Source organism: Streptomyces sp. NRRL F-6676, from assembly GCF_000725625.1.
Classification (GTDB): Bacteria; Actinomycetota; Actinomycetes; order Streptomycetales; family Streptomycetaceae; genus Streptomyces.
The window spans coordinates 20,945-42,572 of sequence record NZ_JOHS01000006.1 but is presented as its reverse complement, the minus strand read 5'-3'; the positions used below and the strand labels follow the sequence as shown (position 1 = coordinate 42,572).

The window sequence follows — 21,628 nt, the reverse complement described above, 5'->3', positions numbered from 1 at the left end:
CCCCGGTGCTCTTCCCCCGGCAGGGGCCGACGACACCGCGACCAGACGACGGCCAGCAGGGCGACAGACGCCGGCAACAGCAGGAGGCGGCAACGGTGAAGATCCGGGTGGAACGCGACGTACTCGCGGAGGCAGTGGCCTGGGCGGCGCGCAGCCTCCCGGCCCGTCCGCCGGCGCCGGTCCTCGCGGGCCTGCTGCTGAAGGCGGAGGACGGGGCACTGAGCCTGTCCAGCTTCGACTACGAGGTCTCCGCACGGGTGTCGGTGGAGGCGGAGGTCGAGGAGGAGGGCACGGTCCTCGTCTCGGGCCGGCTGCTCGCGGACATCTCGCGCGCGCTGCCCAACCGGCCGGTGGAGATTTCCACAGACGGTGTACGGGCGACGGTGGTGTGCGGCTCCTCGCGCTTCACCCTCCACACCCTGCCCGTGGAGGAGTACCCCTCGCTGCCCCAGATGCCCAACGCCACGGGCACGGTCCCGGGCGAGGTCTTCGCCTCCGCCGTGCAGCAGGTGGCCACCGCGGCCGGCCGCGACGACACACTGCCGGTCCTCACCGGCGTGCGCATCGAGATCGAGGGCGACTCGGTGACGCTGGCCTCCACCGACCGCTACCGCTTCGCGGTCCGCGAGTTCCTGTGGAAGCCGGAGAACCCCGACATCTCCGCGGTCGCCCTGGTGCCCGCCAAGACGCTCCAGGACACCGCCAAGGCGCTCACCAGCGGCGACCAGGTCATCCTGGCGCTGTCCGGCTCGGGCGCGGGCGAGGGCCTGATCGGCTTCGAGGGTGCGGGCCGCCGTACGACCACGCGGCTCCTCGAGGGCGACCTCCCGAAGTACAAGACGCTGTTCCCGACGGAGTTCAACAGCATCGCCGTGATCGAGACCGCCCCCTTCGTGGAGGCCGTCAAGCGCGTGGCCCTGGTCGCCGAGCGCAACACCCCGGTGCGGCTGAGCTTCGAGCAGGGCGTGCTGATCCTGGAGGCCGGCTCCAGCGACGACGCACAGGCTGTGGAAAGGGTCGACGCCCAGCTGGAGGGCGACGACATCTCGATCGCCTTCAACCCGACGTTCCTGCTGGACGGCCTGAGCGCGATCGACTCCCCGGTCGCCCAGCTGTCGTTCACGACGTCCACGAAGCCGGCGCTGCTCAGCGGCAAGCCGGCGCTGGACGCGGAGGCGGACGAGGCGTACAAGTACCTGATCATGCCGGTGCGGCTGAGCGGCTGAGGCTCCCGGGCTAGGCCGGGCCGCACCCGGCCCGGCGGCCCGGCCCGCCGCCCACCTCCCCGCGCGATCGGCTCCGGTCTCCACCGGCGAAACCCCAGGTGACGGCGTACGTATGAGCGCGTATGCCCACGGATGTGCGGGCACGTCCGGGTTTAGGCTCGGGCGCGGCACGCGAGTGCCTCCCTGCCACGTCGCAACCTAAGGAAAACAACTGATGGAGCTCGGTCTCGTCGGCCTCGGCAAGATGGGCGGCAACATGCGCGAGCGCATACGCCGCGCCGGTCACACCGTCATCGGTTACGACCGCAACCCGGACCTCGCCGATGTCCACAGCCTCCCGGAGCTTGTGGGCAAGCTCCAGGCCCCGCGCGTGGTCTGGGTGATGGTTCCGGCCGGAGCCCCCACCCAGTCCACGGTCGACGAGCTGGCCGAACTGCTCGATCCCGGCGACATCGTCGTGGACGGCGGCAACTCCCGCTGGACGGACGACGAGAAGCACGCCGAGGAACTGGCCGCCAAGGGCATCGGCTTCGTCGACTGCGGCGTCTCCGGCGGGGTCTGGGGCCTGGAGAACGGCTACGCGTTGATGTACGGCGGCGACGCGGAGCACGTCGCCCGGGTCCAGCCGGTCTTCGACGCGCTCAAGCCGGAGGGCGACTTCGGCGCCGTGCACGCCGGCAAGGTCGGCGCCGGTCACTTCGCGAAGATGGTCCACAACGGCATCGAGTACGCGATGATGCAGGCCTACGCCGAGGGCTGGGAGCTGCTGGAGAAGGCGGACTCGGTCACGGACGTGCGCGAGGTCTTCCGCTCCTGGCAGGAGGGCACCGTCATCCGCTCCTGGCTGCTCGACCTCGCGGTCAACGCACTCGACGAGGACGAGCATCTGGCGGAGCTGAAGGGGTACGCGCAGGACTCCGGCGAGGGCCGGTGGACCGTGGAGGCCGCCATCGACCACGCCGTGCCGCTGCCCGCGATCACGGCCTCGCTGTTCGCGCGGTTCTCCTCCCGGCAGGAGGACTCGCCGCAGATGAAGATGATCGCCGCGCTGCGCAACCAGTTCGGTGGCCACGCGGTGGCGAAGAAGTAACCCCGCCGCCACAGGCGTCGGACACGAAGCAAGCAGGACCCGAAGGCTGGGGAGGTCGGCGAACGACCATGCACGTCACGCATCTGTCGCTGGCCGACTTCCGCTCCTACGCGCACGTGGAGGTCCCGCTCGACCCGGGCGTCACGGCCTTCGTCGGTCCCAACGGCCAGGGCAAGACCAACCTGGTCGAGGCCGTCGGCTACCTCGCCACGCTCGGCTCCCACCGCGTCTCCTCCGACGCGCCCCTGGTGCGCATGGGCGCCGAGCGGGCGATCGTGCGCGCCCAGGTCCGGCAGGGCGAACGGCAGCAGCTGGTCGAGCTGGAGCTCAACCCGGGCCGGGCCAACCGCGCCCGCATCAACCGGTCCTCGCAGGTCAGACCGCGCGACGTGCTCGGCATCGTACGGACCGTGCTGTTCGCGCCCGAGGATCTGGCCCTGGTCAAGGGCGACCCCGGGGAGCGCCGGCGGTTCCTGGACGAGCTGATCACCGCCCGCTCCCCGCGCATGGCCGGGGTGCGCTCCGACTACGACCGGGTGCTCAAGCAGCGCAACACCCTGCTGAAGTCGGCAGCGCTGGCCCGGCGGCACGGCGGCCGCTCCCTGGACCTGTCCACGCTCGACGTGTGGGACCAGCACCTGGCCCGCGTGGGCGCCGAACTGCTCGCCCACCGGCTGGACCTGATCGCCGCGCTGCGCCCGCTCACCGACAAGGCGTACGAACAGCTCGCGCCCGGCGGCGGCCCGGTCGGGCTGGAGTACAAGCCGTCCGCGCCCGGTGAGGCGCACACCCGCGAGGACCTGCACGAACAGTTGCTCGCGGCGCTCGCCGAGGCCCGCAAGCAGGAGATCGAGCGGGGCGTGACGCTCGTCGGCCCGCACCGCGACGACCTCCTGCTCAAGCTCGGGCAGCTGCCCGCCAAGGGGTACGCCTCGCACGGCGAGTCCTGGTCGTACGCGCTGGCGCTGCGGCTGGCCTCGTACGACCTGCTGCGGGCCGAGGGCAACGAACCGGTGCTCGTCCTCGACGACGTCTTCGCCGAGCTGGACGTCCGGCGCCGCGAGCGGCTGGCCGAACTCGTCGCGCCCGGCGAACAGGTACTGGTGACCGCCGCGGTCGACGACGACGTACCGCAGGCGCTGGCGGGGGCGCGGTACGCCGTGTCCGGGGGAACGGTGGAGCGCACATGACGACGGACGAGCCCGCCCCCGGCACCCAGCCGGGCACACAGCCCGGTGCACGGCCGGGCAGTACCCCTGAGACTCCTGGCACGTCCCCCGAACCCTCCGGCGTCGACCTCGCCCGCGTCGCCCTGCGCGCCGCCAAGGAGCAGGCCCGCGCGCGCGGCGAGGCGGCGGCGCAACAGCGGCGGGGCGGCCGGCGCCAGGGCGGCGCGCGCTCCGGCGCGCGGCGGGACGGCCGCGACCCCCTGGCGCTCGGCGCCGCCATCAACCGGCTGATCACCGAACGCGGCTGGGAGGCGCCCGCCGCGGTCGGCGGCGTGATGGGCCGCTGGCCTGCGATCGTCGGCGAGGAGCTGGCCAGGCACTGCGTCCCGGAGCGGTACGACGAGGACGAGCGGGTGCTGACCGTGCGCTGCGACTCCACGGCGTGGGCGACCAATCTGCGGCTGCTCGCCCCGCAGCTGCTGGCCCGCCTCAACCAGGACCTCGGCCAGGGCACCGTCCGGCTGATCAAGGTGCAGGGTCCCGGCGGTCCCGTCCGCCGTTACGGGCCGCTGCGCGCCCCCGGGAGCACCGGTCCCGGTGACACCTACGGGTGAGCTGTGTCACGTCTTTCCGGGCGGGCGCGGCTCGTGCGCGTGCCCGGTGCTCGCACGCCCGCGCGGGCACCCCGCGCCGGCGGAGCCGCCCACCGGCGCGATCCGGCGGCCGTACCCCCTCCCCGGCCCGGTGCCAACCCGGTATCAAAGCCGCGAAAGCGCACGTCAGGGCGGGGGAAAGGGAACGGACGCGGTTGCGAACGGGCCCCTGCGGACCCTCTTGCGGAGGGTTGACACCCGGAAGCGCTGAGTGCCGCTGTGAGCCTCTTGGAGCCCCGTTCCGAATATGGGGAGTCGGCCGAGCCCGGTTGAGGGCGGCACATGCGAACCCAGGTACCGGCAAACCCCCATCACGGTCGGCGCTACCGGTAGACTGGAAGCAATCCCGCCCCACTTGTGGGACACACACCGAGCACACACCAGCACACACCGAGCAACGCTGAGCAAGGCTTACCAACGCAACATGCCGCAGCCGCTCCGGTCACCCGCCGAGAGTTTGGCTTGTGCTGTGCCAGAAAGGGCGCTTCGTGGCCGATTCCGGCAACCCCAACGAGAACATCCCGTCCACCGACGCCGGCGCGCACGACCCGGGCCCGGCCTCCTCCTCCGGCTCCTCCGCCGGCGAGGTCCCGCCCGCGTACGACGCCAGCGCCATCACCGTGCTCGAGGGTCTTGACGCGGTCCGCAAGCGACCCGGCATGTACATCGGTTCCACCGGTGAGCGCGGTCTGCACCACCTGGTGTACGAGGTCGTGGACAACTCCGTGGACGAGGCGCTGGCCGGTCACGCGGACACGATCGACGTCACGATCCTCGCCGACGGCGGCGTCCGGGTCGTCGACAACGGCCGTGGCATCCCGGTGGGCATCGTTCCCTCCGAGGGCAAGCCGGCCGTGGAGGTCGTGCTGACGGTGCTGCACGCGGGCGGCAAGTTCGGCGGGGGCGGCTACGCGGTCTCCGGCGGTCTGCACGGCGTGGGCGTCTCCGTGGTGAACGCGCTCTCCACCAAGGTCGCCGTCGAGGTGCGCACCGACGGCCACCGCTGGACGCAGGACTACAAGCTCGGTGTGCCGACGGCGCCGCTCGTCAAGAACGAGGCGACGGAGGAGACGGGCACGTCGGTGACCTTCTGGGCCGACGGCGACATCTTCGAGACCACCGAATACTCGTTCGAGACGTTGTCGCGCCGCTTCCAGGAGATGGCGTTCCTCAACAAGGGCCTGACGATCCGGCTCACGGACGAGCGCGAGTCGGCCAAGGCCACCGCCGGGGCGGACGAGGCGGGCGCCGACGAGAAGGACGAGGTCAAGTCCGTCACGTACCACTACGAGGGCGGCATCGTCGACTTCGTGAAGTACCTGAACGCGCGCAAGGGCGAGATCGTCCACCCCTCCGTGATCGACATCGAGGCCGAGGACAAGGACAGGATGCTGTCCGTCGAGGTCGCGATGCAGTGGAACAACGGTTACAGCGAGGGCGTGTACTCCTTCGCCAACACCATCCACACCCACGAGGGCGGCACGCACGAGGAGGGCTTCCGCGCGGCGCTCACCGGTCTGATCAACCGGTACGCGCGCGACAAGAAGCTGCTGCGCGAGAAGGACGACAACCTTACGGGCGACGACATCCGCGAGGGTCTCACCGCGATCATCTCGGTCAAGCTGGGCGAGCCCCAGTTCGAGGGCCAGACCAAGACCAAGCTGGGCAACACCGAGGCGAAGACGTTCGTCCAGAAGGTCGTGCACGAACACCTGACCGACTGGCTGGACCGCAACCCCAACGAGGCCGCGGACATCATCCGCAAGTCCATCCAGGCGGCCACCGCCCGCGTGGCGGCCCGCAAGGCGCGCGACCTCACCCGCCGCAAGGGCCTGCTGGAGTCCGCGTCGCTGCCCGGCAAGCTCAGCGACTGCCAGTCCAACGACCCCACCCAGTGCGAGATCTTCATCGTCGAGGGCGACTCCGCCGGCGGCTCGGCCAAGTCCGGCCGCAACCCGCAGTACCAGGCGATCCTCCCGATCCGCGGCAAGATCCTCAACGTCGAGAAGGCGCGGATCGACAAGATCCTCCAGAACCAGGAGATCCAGGCGCTGATCTCCGCGTTCGGCACGGGTGTGCACGAGGACTTCGACATCGAGAAGCTCCGCTATCACAAGATCATCCTCATGGCCGACGCCGACGTCGACGGCCAGCACATCAACACCCTGCTGCTGACGTTCCTCTTCCGCTTCATGCGCCCGCTCGTCGAGGCCGGACACGTGTTCCTCTCCCGTCCCCCGCTGTTCAAGATCAAGTGGGGCCGGGACGACTTCGAGTACGCCTACTCCGACCGCGAGCGCGACGCGCTGATCGAGCTCGGCCGCAACAACGGCAAGCGCGTGCGCGACGACTCGATCCAGCGCTTCAAGGGCCTGGGCGAGATGAACGCCGAGGAACTGCGGGTCACCACGATGGACGTCGACCACCGCGTCCTCGGCCAGGTCACCCTCGACGACGCCGCCCAGGCGGACGACCTCTTCTCCGTCCTCATGGGCGAGGACGTGGAGGCCCGCCGCGCGTTCATCCAGCGCAACGCCAAGGACGTCCGGTTCCTCGACATCTGAGTCGGTCTCAGCTGACCGCACAGGGAAGGATCTTCACCAGCAATGGCCGACGAGAACACTCCCGTCACCCCTGAAGAGGGCGGCGTCATCGCCCAGCGTGTCGAGCCCGTCGGGCTCGAGACGGAGATGCAGCGCTCCTACCTCGACTACGCGATGTCCGTCATCGTCTCGCGCGCGCTGCCCGACGTGCGGGACGGGCTCAAGCCCGTCCACCGCCGCGTGCTCTACGCGATGTACGACGGCGGCTACCGCCCCGAGCGCGGCTTCTACAAGTGCGCCCGCGTCGTCGGCGACGTCATGGGCAACTACCACCCGCACGGTGACTCCTCGATCTACGACGCGCTGGTCCGCCTCGCGCAGCCGTGGTCGATGCGGATGCCGCTGGTGGACTCCAACGGCAACTTCGGCTCCCCGGGCAACGACCCGGCGGCGGCCATGCGGTACACCGAGTGCAAGATGGCGCCGCTGTCGATGGAGATGGTCCGCGACATCGACGAGGAGACCGTCGACTTCACGGACAACTACGACGGCCGCTCCCAGGAGCCGACCGTCCTGCCCGCCCGCTTCCCGAACCTGCTGATCAACGGCTCGGCGGGCATCGCGGTCGGCATGGCGACCAACATCCCGCCGCACAACCTGCGCGAGGTCGCGGCCGGCGCCCAGTGGTGCCTGGAGAACCCGGAGGCCCCCCAGGAGGAGCTCCTGGAGGCGCTGATCGAGCGCATCAAGGGCCCCGACTTCCCGACCGGCGCCCTGGTGGTGGGCCGCAAGGGCATCGAGGAGGCGTACCGCACGGGCCGCGGCTCGATCACCATGCGCGCGGTGGTCGCGGTCGAGGAGATCCAGAACCGCCAGTGCCTGGTCGTCACCGAGCTGCCCTACCAGGTCAACCCGGACAACCTCGCGCAGAAGATCGCCGACCTGGTGAAGGACGGCAGGATCGGCGGCATCGCCGACGTCCGCGACGAGACGTCCTCCCGTACGGGCCAGCGCCTGGTGATCGTCCTCAAGCGGGACGCGGTCGCCAAGGTCGTCCTGAACAACCTGTACAAGCACACCGACCTCCAGACCAACTTCGGCGCCAACATGCTGGCCCTGGTCGACGGCGTGCCGCGCACCCTCTCCCTGGACGCGTTCATCCGCCACTGGGTGACGCACCAGATCGAGGTCGTCGTCCGCCGGACCCGGTTCCGGCTGCGCAAGGCCGAGGAGCGGGCGCACATCCTGCGCGGTCTGCTCAAGGCGCTGGACGCCATCGACGAGGTCATCGCGCTGATCCGGCGCAGCGACACCGTCGAGGTCGCGCGCGGCGGCCTGATGAACCTCCTGGAGATCGACGAGATCCAGGCCAACGCCATCCTGGAGATGCAGCTCCGCCGGCTGGCCGCCCTGGAGCGCCAGAAGATCGTCCAGGAGCACGACGAACTCCAGGCCAAGATCAACGAGTACAACGAGATCCTGGCCTCGCCGGTCCGCCAGCGCGGCATCGTCAGCGCGGAGCTGGCCGCGATCGTCGAGAAGTACGGCGACGACCGGCAGACCAAGCTGGTGCCCTACGACGGCGACATGTCCATCGAGGACCTGATCGCCGAGGAGGACATCGTCGTCACGGTCACCCGCGGCGGTTACGTCAAGCGGACCAAGACCGACGACTACCGGGCCCAGAAGCGCGGCGGCAAGGGGGTGCGCGGGGCGAAGCTGAAGGAGGACGACATCGTCGACCACTTCTTCGTCTCCACCACGCACCACTGGCTGCTGTTCTTCACCAACAAGGGCCGCGTCTACCGGGCCAAGGCCTATGAGCTGCCCGACGCCGGGCGGGACGCGCGCGGCCAGCACGTGGCCAACCTGCTCGCCTTCCAGCCGGACGAGGCGATCGCCGAGATCCTCGCCATCCGCGACTACGACGCCACGCCGTACCTGGTGCTCGCCACCAAGGGCGGTCTGGTCAAGAAGACGCCTCTGAAGGATTACGATTCGCCGCGTTCCGGTGGCGTCATCGCGATCAATCTGCGCGAGCGGGAGGACGGAAGCGACGACGAACTGATCGGAGCCGAACTCGTCTCGTCGGACGACGATCTGCTGCTGATCAGCAAGAAGGCCCAGTCGATCAGGTTCACCGCCACCGACGAATCGCTGCGTCCCATGGGCCGCGCGACCTCGGGTGTCAAGGGGATGAGCTTCCGCGGGGGCGACGAGTTGCTCTCGATGAATGTTGTTCGACCCGGTACGTTCGTGTTCACTGCCACGGACGGCGGGTACGCGAAGCGCACCCCCGTGGACGAGTACCGCGTTCAGGGGCGCGGCGGTCTCGGCATCAAGGCCGCCAAGATCGTCGAGGACCGGGGGGAGCTCGTCGGCGCGCTGGTGGTCGAGGAGACCGACGAGATCCTCGCCATCACGCTGTCCGGCGGTGTGATTCGCACGCGAGTCAACGGGGTCAGGGAGACGGGCCGTGACACCATGGGCGTCCAACTGATCAACCTGGGCAAGCGCGATGCCGTCGTCGGCATCGCTCGCAACGCCGAGGCGGGACGTGAGGCGGAGGAGGTCGACGGCGATGTGGCCGTCGACGAGACCGCCGAAGGTGCCGCGACCACCGGCACGGAAGAGGGCGAGGCGCCCTCTTCCGAGTAGCACGAGGAGTGAGTCATCGTGAGCGGAGCCACGGGCGCCGGATCGACCGGTACCCCCACGGGTACGGAAACGGACGGCGGCGGCCGTGGCTCCGCCGCGGATGCGGCCGACTCCCATGAACCTCATGGACCTCAGGGGGGAACTGTGACGGAGACCCGGGGTCCGGGGACCCAGCCGTACGCGACGGGCGGCCGGGCCGGACAGCCCGCCGGCGCCGCCGGCAAGAAGAAGGGCAAGGGCCGGCCCGCCGGCGGTGCGGAACAGCCCGCTCCGGCCGGCTCGCCGCTGCCGGGCGAACGGCAGCCGCAGCAGGGCACCGGGGGCCCCTACCACCCCCCGCAGGCCTACCAGACGCCCCCTGCGGGCGCCGTGCGCCGCCCGCGCACCGGCGCGACCACGGCACCGCGCACCCGCAAGGCGCGCCTGCGCGTGTCGAAGGCCGACCCCTGGTCGGTGATGAAGGTCAGCTTCCTGCTCTCCATCGCGCTCGGCGTCTGCACGATCGTCGCCTCGGCGGTGCTGTGGATGGTCATGGACGCGATGGGTGTCTTCTCCACGGTCGGCGGCACGATCTCCGAGGCCACCGGTTCGAACGAGTCGAACGGCTTCGACCTCCAGGCCTATCTGTCGCTGCCGCACGTCCTGCTGTTCGCGGCGATCATCGCGGTCATCGACGTCGTCCTCGCGACGGCGCTGGCCACGCTGGGCGCGTTCATCTACAACCTCTCGGCGGGCTTCGTCGGCGGCATCGAGCTGACGCTGGCGGAGGACGAGTAGGCGGGGCGCAGGCCCACGTCCGCGGTGCGGGGCGGTCCCGGGCAATCGATTTTGGGACTGCCCACGTCGTGCGCTAATCTTCAGGAGTCAGCGCGCGGCACACCACCGCAGAGCGCGGCGGGGCTATAGCTCAGTTGGTTAGAGCGCATCCCTGATAAGGATGAGGCCACAGGTTCAAATCCTGTTAGCCCCACCAGCGAAAAGACCCCCAACCGATCATGGTTGGGGGTCTTTGACATCCACGGCTGACATCAACAGGGGAAGCTACTCCCGAGTTACCCCAGGATTACCCCGCCGAGGCTGTCAGCCGATGAGCGGATCTTCCAGCAGCTCGGCGAGCATGCCCACCGCTTCGCGCTCACTGTCGCCCACGACGTGCGTGTACACGTCCATGGTCATGCTGATCTGACTGTGCCGGAGGATCGCTTGAGCGACCTTGGGATGCACCTTGAGGAAGGCGAGCAGCGTCCCGCACGTGTGCCGGGCGAGGCGGACCGTGATCCGGCGGACGCCGGCCCGCTTGACAAGCCGATCGAAGGTGCGGGAGAAGCCCACCGGGTCGATCATGCCGCCGTGCTCCGAGGAGAAGATCAGGTCATGGTCCGGCTCCTGCGACCAGTGCTCACCGGCGATCTTCCGTTCCAGTTCTTGGAGCTCCCGACGCTCGCCCAGGGCACGGGCGCAGAACTCCGGGAGCGGAAGCACCGCCTGTGAGGACTCCGTCTTGAGATCCTTGAGGACCAGGCCGACCCCCTTCTCACGCTGCACCTGCTTGACCGGGGTGAACTGGCCGGCCTCGAAGTCGATGTCCTGCCAGCGCAGGCCGAGCACCTCACTGCGCCGGAGGCCGAGGACCAGGAACGAGGACGCAGGCCGCGTAAAGCCGGTGGGCGCGGACCGACCGCAGGAACGCGATGGCCTCCCGGGCGTTCCACGCCGTACCCCTGTCCTTGCTGACCTTGGGCATGTCGACCAGCAGCGCGACATTCCGGGTGACCAGTTCCTCGCGCATGGCCCGGTTGAGGGCGTTGCGCAGAACCCGCAGCACCTCGAACCGCGCGGACGCGCCGACCTTCTCCCGACGCAGCGCCGCCATGAAGGTCCGGATCTGTGCCGGGGTGAGCTTGACCAGCGACTTCTTCCCGAGATGCGGCACCAGGTAGAGCCGCACCTTGGACTCGTACTTGACGTAGGTGTTGTGCTCGCGCTCCGGCTTGACGATGTGCTCCAGCCAGTAGGCCAGCCACTCGCCGAGCGTCCAGGACCGCGAGGGCACGGGGATGCCGTTGCGCTCCTGATCTTGCAGCTTGCCGAGCTTTTCGTTCGTCTCGTCCCAGCTCCGGCCGTACACGTACTTCCGCACGCGGTTGCCGTCCGTATCGGTGACGTAGGCAGCGCCCTGGTACCGGCCATCGGACCGCTTGGTGATCGTGCCGCCGCCGTGTGGAAGCGACACCCGAGGTCGCAGCGGCCCACGGACTCTCCACGGGCGCTCCGGTCTACGCTCGCGCACGGCTGGTGAAGGAAGGCGACCAGCCGACCCACATGCTGACGAGCTACTACCGGCCCGAGCACGTCGAAGGCACCCGACTGGTCGACCCCACGCCGGGACCCGCCGGCCGGGGCGGCGGATTTCGCGTGCTGTACGACGCGGGTTACGAGATCGATCACATGAAGGAGCGGCTGTTTGCCCGTGTCGCTACACCGGACGTGGTGAAGCAGCTCCAGCTACCGCCGGGGGGAACCCGTCGTCGAGCTGCACCGGACGACTTACACGGCGACCGGCACTGTGGTGGAGTTCGCCATCGGAGTGCACGTGGCATCGCGCTTCGCGTGGGAGTACGACTTCAAGGTGCCCGACTCGGCGAAGGACAAGGAAGGCCGGCAGTGATCTCGACACAGGATTGGGCAGACGCCCGACGCGTGTGGGACTACCACCAGATGGGCCACTCACCCAGGCCGTGCTCGGTTGCCATCGGGCTCGGCAGCCACGACCTGGGCGTGGCCGATACCGCAGTGGACTTCTACAAACGCGGGATGGCGCCCCTGCTCCTGTTCACCGGCGCCACCAGCCCCACGACGCGGGAACGCATGCCCCGCGGGGAAGCCGTCCACTACCGGGAACGAGCGCTCGAACTCGGTGTCCCGAGCACGGCCATTCTCGTGGAGCCGCGCGCCCGCAACACGGGCGAGAACATCCGGTTCTCGCGAGAGCTGTTGGAGGAGTCCGGCGTCGAGGTGTCCTCGGTGCTCCTGATCAGCAAGCCGTACGAGGAGCGCAGAGCGTACGCCACCGCCCGCAAGCTCTGGCCCGAAGTCGAGGTCATCAGCGCTTCCGCCCCGATGACGTTCGGGGAGTACGTCGACTCCATCGGTGACGCCCGCTTGGTGATCGACATGCTTGTCGGCGCACTGCAACGACTGATGATCTACCCGGATCAGGGATTCATGATCAGCCAGCCAGTACCCGCCGATGTCATCGAGGCGTACGAACGCCTACGCCAAGCAGGCTTCACGAGCCGACTCGTGACCACCGGTGTGCCTTCGGCTTGACCCCGGCAAGGGCGGGAGCTGTTACAGGTTTCTCTTCCTCATCAAGCGGCTGCGCTCCGCTCCGCCGGGCGCGCTCCCGGCTCCGCGCCGGGCGCCGCTCCTGCCTTCGGCCCGCTCCGCCCGCGCTGCGCCGACGCGCGCTCACTATTGGGTAGGGCCGGAGACCATGAGTCGACCACCGGACAGAACGGGGCGCGGTCAAGGACGATGCCTCCGGCGGGGGATCGGCCGGCTCCGGGATGGAGGGGGTGCCGTCGCCGACCGCGAGCACGTTGGGGCGTGCGCGGGGAGTTCCCATCCCGTCCACCGCCGACCCAGGCAGAGCCGAGCAGACGCGGCCCAGGGCGTCCAGGTCGTTCGTACAGTGGCGCGCTCCACCTGGACGCCCTGAACCACGCCCGCTCCACGGGGTGTGGGTCGACGGCGGACGGGATGGGAGCTGATAGGTAGTGGGTGCGGGAAGGGATCGAAAGTACCGCACGAAGCGCCATGCTGGACCGGTGGAGATCATCGACAGTTCGACCGAACACGTCACGGTGCGACTCAGTGCAGGGGAAGCCGTGATCATCAACAACGCGTTGAACGAGCTGTGCAACGGTTACAACATGTCAGACCGAGAGTTGGAACTGCGGAGTGGATTCACGCGCGATCAAATACGCACCGTCTTGCAGACGCTTCACGATGCCATCCCACCTGAAGGTATCTAGCCCTAGGAGTAGGCGAGGTCATGTTGTCAAGACCACATGCGGGGGCTGACATCAGCGGCTGACACCAACAGGCGCGAACAGGAGCGTTCCGCGCTGAACCTCAGCGGATCGCTGGTCGAGGCGCTGCAAGAGGTCTGCGACATCAGAAGACCTCCCATGATCGGCCTGATAAGGATGAGGCCACAGGTTCGCATCTGTTAGCCCCACCGACGAGGAGACCCCCGGTCCACTGGACCGGGGGTCTTTTGACATCAACGGGACATCTGGATGTCGTTTGCGTCTGTGGCATGACCATGTGGAATGTGATGCCCATGATGCGACCCGTGCGTGCGCTGTTCCCCCTTCTTCTGTTGCCGGTTGTCCTCGCCGGATGCGGTGCGGACGACGGCGGAACGGCTACCGAGGGGGCCGACCTCGGTGCCGCCGCTCGCGACTGGGGCGTCGCACCGGAACTCGTCCAGGTCACCGAGGTCTCCGGCTACACCGTGTTCCAGGCGTCGGTCGGCGGGTACGAGGACGAGTTCGTCGCTGCGTATCGGTCCGAGACGGGCACGAAGTTCGGCCTCTTCGCGGGTCGCGGCACGCTGACGGCGGAGAACTGCGCCAAGGAGCCGCTCGGCGAGGTGGCGGACAAGCCGGTCGTCTGTGAGCGCGACGGCGACGCCTGGTACCGCACGGCAGGTGACAGCCATGAGTACGCGGCGTCCGACGGCGGCGTGGTGATTCACCTGATCGCCGACGCCGACAAGGTCGACCGCGCCGTCCTGCGGAAGGCGGCCGAGGCGGTCCACCGTCCGGACGACGCCGAACTGGCCGCGCTGCTGCCGGCCGCCGCCGACGCCGTGGGCACCTGAGCGGACGGCACGAAGTCGGCCGTCCAGGGCCAGTCGGTCGTCCAGGGCCAGTCGGTCGTCCGGGGCTGGGCGGAAAACGGAACGCGAAGACCCCCGACCGGGGTGGTCGGGGTCTTCGCGGGGCTGTGCGGTTCGTGGGCGGTGCTGTCGGGTCCTGGGTGGGGAAGCGGCCGGGCTCGACGCTCAGCGTTGCAGAGGGTGGCGGGGGCGGGCGGGAGGGACGGCGGCTTCCGGCGCTGCCGCGTGTGCGGCGGGGGACTCCGCGGAGCGCAGGGCGGTCGGGGCGTCGGCACCGGTGGTGTCGCAGGCGGTGGCGTCGGAAGCAGTGGCGTCGGCGGGGCTGCGGTGGCGGCAGGACGGGGAGGAACCGTGTGCCTCGGCGCGGATGCGTTGTTTCATCGTGGGGGGCAGTGAACTGTTCCAGGGCCTGGCCGGACGCGCCTGCTGTGGCACCGTCGCGACCGTCGTCGTGGCGCCGGTGTTGCGCGCCGGCTCGCTCCGCGGTACGTCCGCGGCGGCGGTCGTCGTGATCAGTCCGAGGGTCGTGCACAGCGCCAGGAAGGCGGTGACGACGGCGGTCCACAGTTTGCTGACCGTGGTGCGGGCCATGGCCCCTCACTTTCGGGTCGGGTGATTTGCGTACTTTGCTCATGATGTGTATGCGGATCCCGAAGTGGGGGACCGACGCCCGTGGCGCGTCGATCGTCGGATGAACACCACCCGGTTGGCGGCAGAAGGACCGGGAACTTGCCCAAGAGGCCGAAAAACAGGCAGATGTGGGCGGCCGATGCAGGTCACCGATCGATATCGGTCGGTGTGTATAGTCGGGCGCCAGAGGTCCCCTACGTCAAGGAAAGACGAGGTCGCGCGGTGAAGAAGCTTCTCCTGGTCGCACTGGCCGCCATCGGCGGGCTCCTCGTGTACCGCCAGATCCAGGCGGATCGCGCCGAGCAGGATCTGTGGACGGAGGCGACCGACTCCGTGCCCACGGGTTCGTGAGGAGCAGTACCAGTACCGACTGACAGCAGTCGTACGACGGACAGCAGTCGTGAACAGGCCCCGACCGCCGACGCGGTCGGGGTTTTGTGCTGTCCGGAGGGACGGCGGCCCGGGAGAACCGGCGCGGGTCCCGGGAAACGGTTTCGGCCGCCTGTGCGAAATGCGGGGGTGACCGGCGGCCGTGCGGGGCAGGATGGGCGGCGGTCCGGCGTCACGGTGCGGCGCCGGAGCCACGGTGAGGCGCACGACGGGGCCCGCGGCGGGGCGCGACGACGAGGGAGCGTGGAATGCGGCGGCGTACGGAGAGGGGCCTGCCCGTGGCGCCCCCGGCCCGCCGGCGCCGCGGTGCGCCGGCCGCCGTGTGCGCCGCCCTGACCACCGCCCTGACCGCCACGCTGTGCGCGGTGGGTCCGTACGCGGCGGCAGCCCCGGCGGACGCCTCGTACCCGTACGCTTTCGGGGACGACGACCAGGGGGTCAGGGGCGCCACCAGTACCGGGGACGCCGTCCGGCTGGACCCCGGCCGCACCTACCGCAGCACCCTCCCCGACGACGCCACACTCTCCTACCGCCTCGACCTCGACGCCACCACCAACGCCTACGTCTCCGCCACCGCCGTCCCCCGCCCCGGCGCCCGCGTCTCGGCCGCGGACGGTCTGCGGGTCTCCGTGCAGGACGCCGACGGGCACGTCTGCTCCACGAACACCGTCCACTTCGGCCCCACCCGCAGCGCCCACCCCGTCGCCGCCTGGGCCGCGCGGCTGACCGGCGAGGGCGGCGCGTACCTGTGCCGGGGCGCCGGGGCGTACTACGCGGTCGTCGAGCGGCGCGGGGCCTCCGGGGCCGCCGGTGCCTCGTCCTCCCCCGACGACTGGGACCTCGAACTCGACTACGTGAGCGAACCCGCGCCCCGGGGGGCCGGCGACACCGCGCCCGAGAGCTGGAACTCCGCCTCCCCCGAACCCGTGCTCGGCGACCCGGTACGGCGGGCGGGCGGCGCCGGGTTCGCCAAGGCCCGCGCCCTGGGCCAGGGCGTCTGGAAGGACGGCGTACGGCCCGGACAGACGCTCTTCTACAAGGTGCCCGTCGACTGGGGGCAGCAGCTCTACGCCACCGCCGAACTCGGCAGCCGCACGGACGGCGGCGGCAGCGGGGGCTTTGTCGGCACGGCCCTCACGATGTCCCTGTACAACCCCGTGCGCGGCCGGGCCGACGACGCGGAGGCCGGGTACGGCGGCGAGCAGATCACGGCCGCCCTGCGCCCGCTGCCGCCGGTGGCGTACGAGAACCGGTACGCCTCCGTGGACCGGGTCGGCGCGATGCGGTTCGCGGGCTGGTACTACCTGGCGGTGCATCTCGGCACCCCGGTCGCGGACCGGTTCGGCGACGGGCCGTTCGGGCTGACGCTGCGGATACGGGTGAGCGGGAGCGCACGCCCGGGGCCCGCGTACGTGGGGCGCTCGGCGCCGGCCGGCGTCTTCGAGGTCACCGGCGGGGCCCGGGAGGCGACGGCGGCCGGAGCGGGCGGAGGTTCCGGTTCCGGTGGTGGGGGGAACGGCACGATGCGGCTGGTCGCCGCGGGGGGCCTGGGCATGGGCAGCCTGCTGGTGCTGTGGCTCGCGCTGTGGACCCTGCTGAGCCGCAGGCGGCGGCCGTACGGGGCGGGCTGAGCGAGAGGCTTCGGCGCCGGGCGCCCAACATCCAATGCCCAATGCCCGGCGTCCAACGCCCGGCGCCTGGCGCCCGGACGGGGCCGAGCCGTCAGATTCGGGTCAGGGCCCAGAACCCGACCGCGTAGCAGACGAGCGCGAGGAGCAGCACCGGCACGGCGATCCGGGCCGGTGGACCGGGCCGGCGGGCCGCGCGCCGGCCGTGCCGCCCGGGCCCCCGGTCCACCGGAGGCCGCTCGGCCGTCGGCACCAGGACGGCGCCCGGGGCACCGACCGCGACACCGTAAGCCTGGTGCACGGTCCGTACGCCGGCCGTCGGGACGTATGTGTGTGCGAGGTGCAGAGGGGAGGACGGGGGCGGGGGCGTCGGTTGCGGCACGGGTGCGGGCTCGGGCCGGGGCTGCGGGGGAGGGAGGTGGAAGCTGCCGGTGTCCGACATGCCGTCCGGCGACGGTGAAGGCGATGGCGTCGACGGCGGTGACGGCTGTGGCGGGGGAGTCGGGTCCGGTGCCTCGGCGGGCGGCGGCGGAACCTGCCGCGCCACCGCGTCCGGCAGTGCGGACGGCGTGATGGACGGCGTCACGGACGGTGTGACGGGCGGCGTGATGGACGGTGTGACGGGCGGCGTGACGGGCGGTGTCGCGGACGGCGGGCCGACCGCCTCCGCCGCCCCCGGGGCCGGCAGCCGCGGCGGCGGCAGTGGCGGCAACGGGGGTACGAGCGGCCGCGCGGGCACCGGCCCACTCGCCCCGTCCGCCGTCGCACCGCTGCCGCCGTCCGTCGGTACGCCCCCGGTAGGGTGCGCGCCGCCGGCAGGGTGTATGCCCCCGGCAGGGTGTACGCCCCCGCCGGTCGGTGTCCCCGCGGCGGGCCGCCCCGCCCGCCCCAGTGGCCCCCGCGGGCCGAACCCCTCCGGCAGCGGCCCGAGTTGGTCGAAGATCTCGATCTGTTCGTCGGGGCCGTCGTCGCCCGGCGCGGGCAGCAGCTCCGCTGCCGCCGCGAGCGCCCTGCGCGCCCCCGTGGCCGTGCGGAACCGTGCCGCGGGGTCCGGCTGGAGGAGGCTCGCCACGACCTGCCACAGCGGGTCGGGGACGCCCCGGGGGGCGCTCGGCGTGCCGTGCGCCACGAAGTGCTCCACGAGCGCCCGGGCGTCGGGTTTGGCGCCCTGGAGCAGGTACAACGCGACCAGGCCCACGGCGAACAGGTCGGCGGGGAAGTCCGGCTCGCTGCCGAGCACCTGTTCGGGAGCGAGATAGCCCGGCGTCCCGACGACGTAGTCCGTCTCCGTCAGCCGGGGCTCGCCGAGCCGCATCGCGATGCCGAAGTCGGACAGCCGCAGCCGGGGAGGGCCGGTGCCGGTCGCCTCCATCAGTATGTTGGCGGGTTTGATGTCCCGGTGGATGACGCCCTCGTCGTGCACCGCGGCGAGCCCGGACAGCAGCTGGTCCAGGAGCGTGCGGACGAACGCGGGCGGCAGCGGCCCGTAGTCGTTGACGAGATGGACCAGGGAACCGCCGGCGACGAGGTCCATGGTGAACAGGACCTTGTCGTCGTCCGCAGCCCAGCTCGCCGGCGCCAGCACATGCGGGTGGTCGATGCGCACCGCCTGCTCGCGCACGAAGCGCAGCAGGGCGTGGGCGTCGCGTTGTTGCAGCACCTTGGCGGCCACGTACCGGCGCCGCCGGTGGTCCCAGGCGCGCCAGACCGCACCGACTCCCCCGTGGCCGATCGGGTCGGCCAGTTCGTACCGTCCGGCGAAGACCTCACCCATGACTGTGCGACGCGCTCCCTTCGGCCCGGCCCGCCGTCGGCGTGGCGGCCGGGCCGGCGGCGTCAGTTCTGATGGGACTGGTAGTGGGCGACCGCGTCGGAGGTGCGTCCGGCGCCGTACACCCGGAGGAACTCTGCCAGCTCGGGGTGGGTCGGGGCGAGGGTGTCGGCCGCTTCGATGATGTCGCCCGCGGCGGCCACCGAGCGCAGCAGCGACTGGATCTCGCGCACCACCCGCTTGACCGTGGGCGCACCCGAACTGTTCGTCGACTGCGTGGTGTTGCTGAGCACCGAGCCCCCCTGCGACTTCTTGATCTCCTCCATCCGCTCGGTCGCCTCCGCGGCGCTGACACTGCCGTCGACGACCTGTCCCGACAGGTCCTGGAGCAGCTGCACCCGCTGGACCACCGCCGGATTGCCGATCTTGGCCCGCTGACCGCTCATCAGCTGCGACAGCATCGGTGCGGACAGCCCCAGTACGCCCGCGAGCCGTGCCTGGTTGAGACCGAGATCGTCGATGAGCCTACGGAAGAGCGCCCCCAACGGCTCTCCGTACCAGTTCCGCTGAAGCTCCCGCGCTCTTGCGGTGGCTTCTTGTTGTGCGGCGTCCATTGCGTCTCCCCATCGCGCTTCCCCAAGGACTGCGGTTCGCTACAGCGAACCACGCCGAGCATCTTACGGAGCGTGGTCGTTTCCGGGGACCCCCATCTTTTTGCGAGATACCCGGGGTGACCCGGTACTCTGGTCCCCGGCGCCCGTCGGCAGGTGCATTCCGGCGGCCGGACGCCACCCCTCCGGGGCCTTAGCTCAGTTGGTAGAGCGCTGTCTTTGCATGGCAGATGTCAGGGGTTCGACTCCCCTAGGCTCCACGCACGCGACCGGCCGGGTGCCCTTTCGGGCAGCCGGCCGGTTCTTTTGTGCCCCTGCGGCCGCGCTCCGCGATCACTATTTGCTTTCTTTGCGCAAATACGGAACGCGGTGAGCGGCGACCGACCGGTCGGACCGGTGATCACGTCGGCGTACGGGCACCTCGACGGGGCCGGGCCCTCACTGTGTGAGCTGGATCAACGTGGAGCGCGTAACCAGAAGAGAGCACTCCGTTAGTGGTCTCCCTGTGGAACTCGCGCACTTGGGGCGTTGCAAACGTCATCGCACACCGGGGGCGTAAACGGGCCGGCGCGGGCGTCGTTTCACGTGAAACGCCGACACAACGGGCGGCAGGGGTGCGGAGCGGAGACCCGGAGGTCTTCCGTCCACACCCCTGCACGAGAACCGGACCGGACGAAGCCGGGTGGGCCCGGATGAAGCCGGGTGGGCCCGGGCGGGCCCGGGTACACCCGGGCTCGGGCTCGTCCGGGTTCAGTGGCGGTCGTCGCGGTCCTTCGCCGCTTCCTCCTCCGCCTGCTTGGCCTGGACCTCCGGGTCCAGCACGGACTTGCCGCTGCCGTCGACCGCCGTCAGCGGCCCGCCGGCCGGAACCTCGGTCGCGGCCGGCGGCTCGACCAGCCAGTCCGGGTTGGCCTGCTTGTCCCACCACTTCCAGGCGGCGACGGCACCACCGGCCAGGACGCCCGCCACCAGCAGGCCCTTGGCCAGCCGTCCGGCGCGGGCCCGGCGCTGCTGCTTGCGGACCAGCCGGCGGATCTCCTTCGGCGACACCTGGCCGCGCAGCGCGGCGAGCGCGGCGGCGGAGCGGGCGGCGGCCTCCACGCGGACGGGGCCCGTCGCGGCCACCGCCTGCTCGATCCGCGGCCGCGAGTACTCGGCTGCCTGCCGGGCGGCCTTGCGGGTGCGCGCGGCGGCCTCCTGCGCGGCCTGGTCGACCTTCGGTGGTACATGGGCGAGGGCCTGTTCGAGACGGGGCGCGAGCTGGGCCTTGTACTGGACGCGGGCCTGTTCGGTGGCCTGCGACACCTTCGGCGCGAGCCGTACGCGAGCCTCGGTCGCGTAGTGCGCGGCCTTCTCCTTGGCCGTGTCGGCGTAGGGCGCCACCACTTCCGCGGCGTGCAGCACGCTGTCCTTCGCCGAACCGGTCGCGGCGCGCACGCTGTCGATGCGGGTCACGGGTTCCTCCTCCTCGGTGGCGTACGGTATTTCGACTTTCCACCCTTTTACGGATCATGCCTGCGGACGGGGCACCGGGCATGGCGGGGACGGGCATCCGGGTCACGGAAGACGGGCCGGGGCGGCGGCCGCGGGGCGCCGGACGTGCGAGGATCGGACACGCACAGGAACACAACGGAAGGCACATCGTGGCCGAGCAGCTCTACGCCACCTTGAAGACCAGCCTCGGCGACATCGAGATCCGGCTGCTGCCGCACCACGCGCCCCGGACGGTCAGGAACTTCGTCGAGCTCGCCACGGGCGAGCGCGAGTGGACCAACCCCGCCACCGGCGAGAAGTCCACCGCCCGGCTCTACGACGGTACGGTCTTCCACCGCGTGATGAGCGGCTTCATGATCCAGGGCGGCGACCCGCTGGGCAACGGCACCGGCGACCCCGGCTACCAGTTCGACGACGAGTTCCACCCGGACCTGTCCTTCAACAGGCCGTACCTGCTGGCCATGGCCAACGCCGGGCCCAACACCAACGGCTCCCAGTTCTTCATCACCGTGTCCCCGACGACCTGGCTGACGCGCAAGCACACCATCTTCGGTGAGGTCGTCGACCCGGCCGGGCAGAAGGTCGTGGACGCCATCGCCCTCACTGCGGTCAACCCCCGCACCAACCGCCCGGTCGACGACGTGGTCCTGGAGACCGTCGTCGTGGAGACCCGGCAGTCCTGAGGAGACGGAACCGGGGACTGGGGAACCGGGGGACCGGGGACTGGGACACCGGGGAACCGGGGACTGGAGGACCGAGGAACCGGGGGGCCAGAGGGAACCAAGCGGCCCTTCCGTCCGTAGAGTCCGTAGGACCTCGGGGGCGGGGAACGCCGTCGTACGGAGGACGAAGAGGA

At 70.6% G+C, this 21,628-nt stretch carries 19 protein-coding genes, 2 tRNA genes and 1 pseudogene; 16 read left to right on the top strand and 6 right to left on the bottom strand.

Annotation, left to right across the window (positions count from 1 at the left end; translation table 11 throughout):
* Positions 1-95: 95 nt before the first annotated feature.
* From dnaN to IO29_RS04305, 8 genes are all read left to right on the top strand, one after another.
* Complete coding sequence (gene dnaN, locus IO29_RS04340) at positions 96-1,226, top strand: DNA polymerase III subunit beta (protein ID WP_030376930.1); 1,131 nt, start codon at positions 96-98, stop codon at positions 1,224-1,226.
* A 214-nt stretch (positions 1,227-1,440) separates the two neighbouring features.
* Positions 1,441-2,316, top strand: coding sequence for a phosphogluconate dehydrogenase (NAD(+)-dependent, decarboxylating) (gnd, locus tag IO29_RS04335; RefSeq protein WP_030376929.1), 876 nt, complete (start codon positions 1,441-1,443; stop codon positions 2,314-2,316).
* A gap of 68 nt (positions 2,317-2,384) precedes the next feature.
* Complete coding sequence (recF, locus tag IO29_RS04330) at positions 2,385-3,506, top strand: DNA replication/repair protein RecF (protein WP_030376928.1); 1,122 nt, start codon at positions 2,385-2,387, stop codon at positions 3,504-3,506.
* Positions 3,503-4,099: a DciA family protein gene (locus tag IO29_RS04325; RefSeq protein WP_030376927.1), complete on the top strand. Its 597-nt coding sequence runs from the start codon at positions 3,503-3,505 to the stop codon at positions 4,097-4,099. The genes recF and IO29_RS04325 overlap by 4 nt, the downstream gene beginning before the upstream one ends.
* 503 nt (positions 4,100-4,602) lie before the next feature.
* Positions 4,603-6,702 carry a DNA topoisomerase (ATP-hydrolyzing) subunit B gene (gyrB, locus tag IO29_RS04320; protein WP_030376926.1) on the top strand — a complete coding sequence of 700 codons (2,100 nt, stop codon included), beginning with the start codon at positions 4,603-4,605 and terminating at the stop codon, positions 6,700-6,702.
* Positions 6,703-6,744: 42 nt separating this feature from the next.
* Positions 6,745-9,339 carry a DNA gyrase subunit A gene (gene gyrA, locus IO29_RS04315; protein WP_030376925.1) on the top strand — a complete coding sequence of 865 codons (2,595 nt, stop codon included), beginning with the start codon at positions 6,745-6,747 and terminating at the stop codon, positions 9,337-9,339.
* 18 nt (positions 9,340-9,357) lie between these two features.
* On the top strand, positions 9,358-10,116 hold the full coding sequence (locus tag IO29_RS04310) for a DUF3566 domain-containing protein (protein WP_030376924.1): 759 nt from the start codon (positions 9,358-9,360) through the stop codon (positions 10,114-10,116).
* A gap of 119 nt (positions 10,117-10,235) precedes the next feature.
* A tRNA-Ile gene (locus IO29_RS04305) sits at positions 10,236-10,312 on the top strand.
* Positions 10,313-10,419: 107 nt separating this feature from the next.
* Here IO29_RS04305 and IO29_RS39265 read toward each other — a convergent pair.
* Positions 10,420-10,947 carry a site-specific integrase gene (locus IO29_RS39265; protein WP_234307334.1) on the bottom strand — a complete coding sequence of 176 codons (528 nt, stop codon included), beginning with the start codon at positions 10,945-10,947 and terminating at the stop codon, positions 10,420-10,422.
* A 1-nt stretch (position 10,948) separates the two neighbouring features.
* Positions 10,949-11,392, bottom strand: a complete 444-nt coding sequence (locus tag IO29_RS39260) for a site-specific integrase (protein ID WP_234307342.1) — start codon at positions 11,390-11,392, stop codon at positions 10,949-10,951.
* 167 nt (positions 11,393-11,559) lie between these two features.
* Here IO29_RS39260 and IO29_RS04295 point away from each other — a divergent pair.
* From IO29_RS04295 to IO29_RS04285, 4 genes and pseudogenes are all read left to right on the top strand, one after another.
* A pseudogene (locus tag IO29_RS04295) lies at positions 11,560-12,007 on the top strand (UTRA domain-containing protein); the annotation flags it as partial.
* Entirely contained in the window at positions 12,004-12,669 is a 666-nt protein-coding gene (locus IO29_RS04290) for a YdcF family protein (RefSeq protein WP_030376923.1), read from the top strand. The pseudogene IO29_RS04295 and the gene IO29_RS04290, both read left to right, overlap by 4 nt.
* A 500-nt stretch (positions 12,670-13,169) precedes the next feature.
* Entirely contained in the window at positions 13,170-13,376 is a 207-nt protein-coding gene (locus IO29_RS38380) for a hypothetical protein (protein WP_158709294.1), read from the top strand.
* A gap of 314 nt (positions 13,377-13,690) precedes the next feature.
* Entirely contained in the window at positions 13,691-14,230 is a 540-nt protein-coding gene (locus IO29_RS04285; protein ID WP_234316378.1) for a hypothetical protein, read from the top strand.
* A gap of 183 nt (positions 14,231-14,413) precedes the next feature.
* Here the strand turns inward: IO29_RS04285 and IO29_RS04280 are convergent, their stop codons facing one another.
* Complete coding sequence (locus tag IO29_RS04280; protein ID WP_030376921.1) at positions 14,414-14,839, bottom strand: DUF6344 domain-containing protein; 426 nt, start codon at positions 14,837-14,839, stop codon at positions 14,414-14,416.
* A gap of 261 nt (positions 14,840-15,100) precedes the next feature.
* Between IO29_RS04280 and IO29_RS39255 the strand changes: the two genes are divergently transcribed.
* Positions 15,101-15,229: a DLW-39 family protein gene (locus IO29_RS39255; RefSeq protein ID WP_003999697.1), complete on the top strand. Its 129-nt coding sequence runs from the start codon at positions 15,101-15,103 to the stop codon at positions 15,227-15,229.
* Positions 15,230-15,516: 287 nt separating this feature from the next.
* The gene (locus tag IO29_RS04275; RefSeq protein ID WP_030376920.1) at positions 15,517-16,899 is read left to right on the top strand and encodes a hypothetical protein; all 1,383 of its coding nucleotides are present in this window, start codon (positions 15,517-15,519) and stop codon (positions 16,897-16,899) included.
* A gap of 91 nt (positions 16,900-16,990) precedes the next feature.
* On the opposite strand, the gene IO29_RS04270 is transcribed toward IO29_RS04275, so the two are convergent.
* Both IO29_RS04270 and IO29_RS04265 read right to left on the bottom strand, forming a co-directional pair.
* Positions 16,991-18,670: a serine/threonine-protein kinase gene (locus IO29_RS04270; RefSeq protein WP_030376919.1), complete on the bottom strand. Its 1,680-nt coding sequence runs from the start codon at positions 18,668-18,670 to the stop codon at positions 16,991-16,993.
* Positions 18,671-18,732: 62 nt separating this feature from the next.
* Positions 18,733-19,281: a helix-turn-helix domain-containing protein gene (locus IO29_RS04265; RefSeq protein WP_030376918.1), complete on the bottom strand. Its 549-nt coding sequence runs from the start codon at positions 19,279-19,281 to the stop codon at positions 18,733-18,735.
* Positions 19,282-19,465: 184 nt separating this feature from the next.
* Here IO29_RS04265 and IO29_RS04260 point away from each other — a divergent pair.
* Positions 19,466-19,538 (top strand) — tRNA-Ala (locus IO29_RS04260).
* A gap of 490 nt (positions 19,539-20,028) precedes the next feature.
* Here the strand turns inward: IO29_RS04260 and IO29_RS04255 are convergent.
* Positions 20,029-20,733: a DUF5324 family protein gene (locus tag IO29_RS04255; protein WP_030376917.1), complete on the bottom strand. Its 705-nt coding sequence runs from the start codon at positions 20,731-20,733 to the stop codon at positions 20,029-20,031.
* A gap of 188 nt (positions 20,734-20,921) precedes the next feature.
* On the opposite strand from IO29_RS04255, the gene IO29_RS04250 reads away from it, so the two are divergent.
* Positions 20,922-21,455, top strand: coding sequence for a peptidylprolyl isomerase (locus IO29_RS04250; RefSeq protein WP_030376916.1), 534 nt, complete (start codon positions 20,922-20,924; stop codon positions 21,453-21,455).
* Positions 21,456-21,628: the final 173 nt, after the last annotated feature.

Excerpts from the sequence above, each read along its gene's own strand:
- IO29_RS04285 (WP_234316378.1), top strand. The coding sequence starts at position 13,691 with ATGCGACCCGTGCGTGCGCTGTTCCCCCTTCTTCTGTTGCCGGTTGTC.
- IO29_RS04270 (WP_030376919.1), bottom strand. The coding sequence starts at position 18,670 with ATGGGTGAGGTCTTCGCCGGACGGTACGAACTGGCCGACCCGATCGGC.
- recF (WP_030376928.1), top strand. The coding sequence starts at position 2,385 with ATGCACGTCACGCATCTGTCGCTGGCCGACTTCCGCTCCTACGCGCAC.
- IO29_RS04265 (WP_030376918.1), bottom strand. The coding sequence starts at position 19,281 with ATGGACGCCGCACAACAAGAAGCCACCGCAAGAGCGCGGGAGCTTCAG.
- IO29_RS04325 (WP_030376927.1), top strand. The coding sequence starts at position 3,503 with ATGACGACGGACGAGCCCGCCCCCGGCACCCAGCCGGGCACACAGCCC.
- gyrA (WP_030376925.1), top strand. The coding sequence starts at position 6,745 with ATGGCCGACGAGAACACTCCCGTCACCCCTGAAGAGGGCGGCGTCATC.
- IO29_RS04280 (WP_030376921.1), bottom strand. The coding sequence starts at position 14,839 with ATGGCCCGCACCACGGTCAGCAAACTGTGGACCGCCGTCGTCACCGCC.
- IO29_RS04275 (WP_030376920.1), top strand. The coding sequence starts at position 15,517 with ATGCGGCGGCGTACGGAGAGGGGCCTGCCCGTGGCGCCCCCGGCCCGC.
- gnd (WP_030376929.1), top strand. The coding sequence starts at position 1,441 with ATGGAGCTCGGTCTCGTCGGCCTCGGCAAGATGGGCGGCAACATGCGC.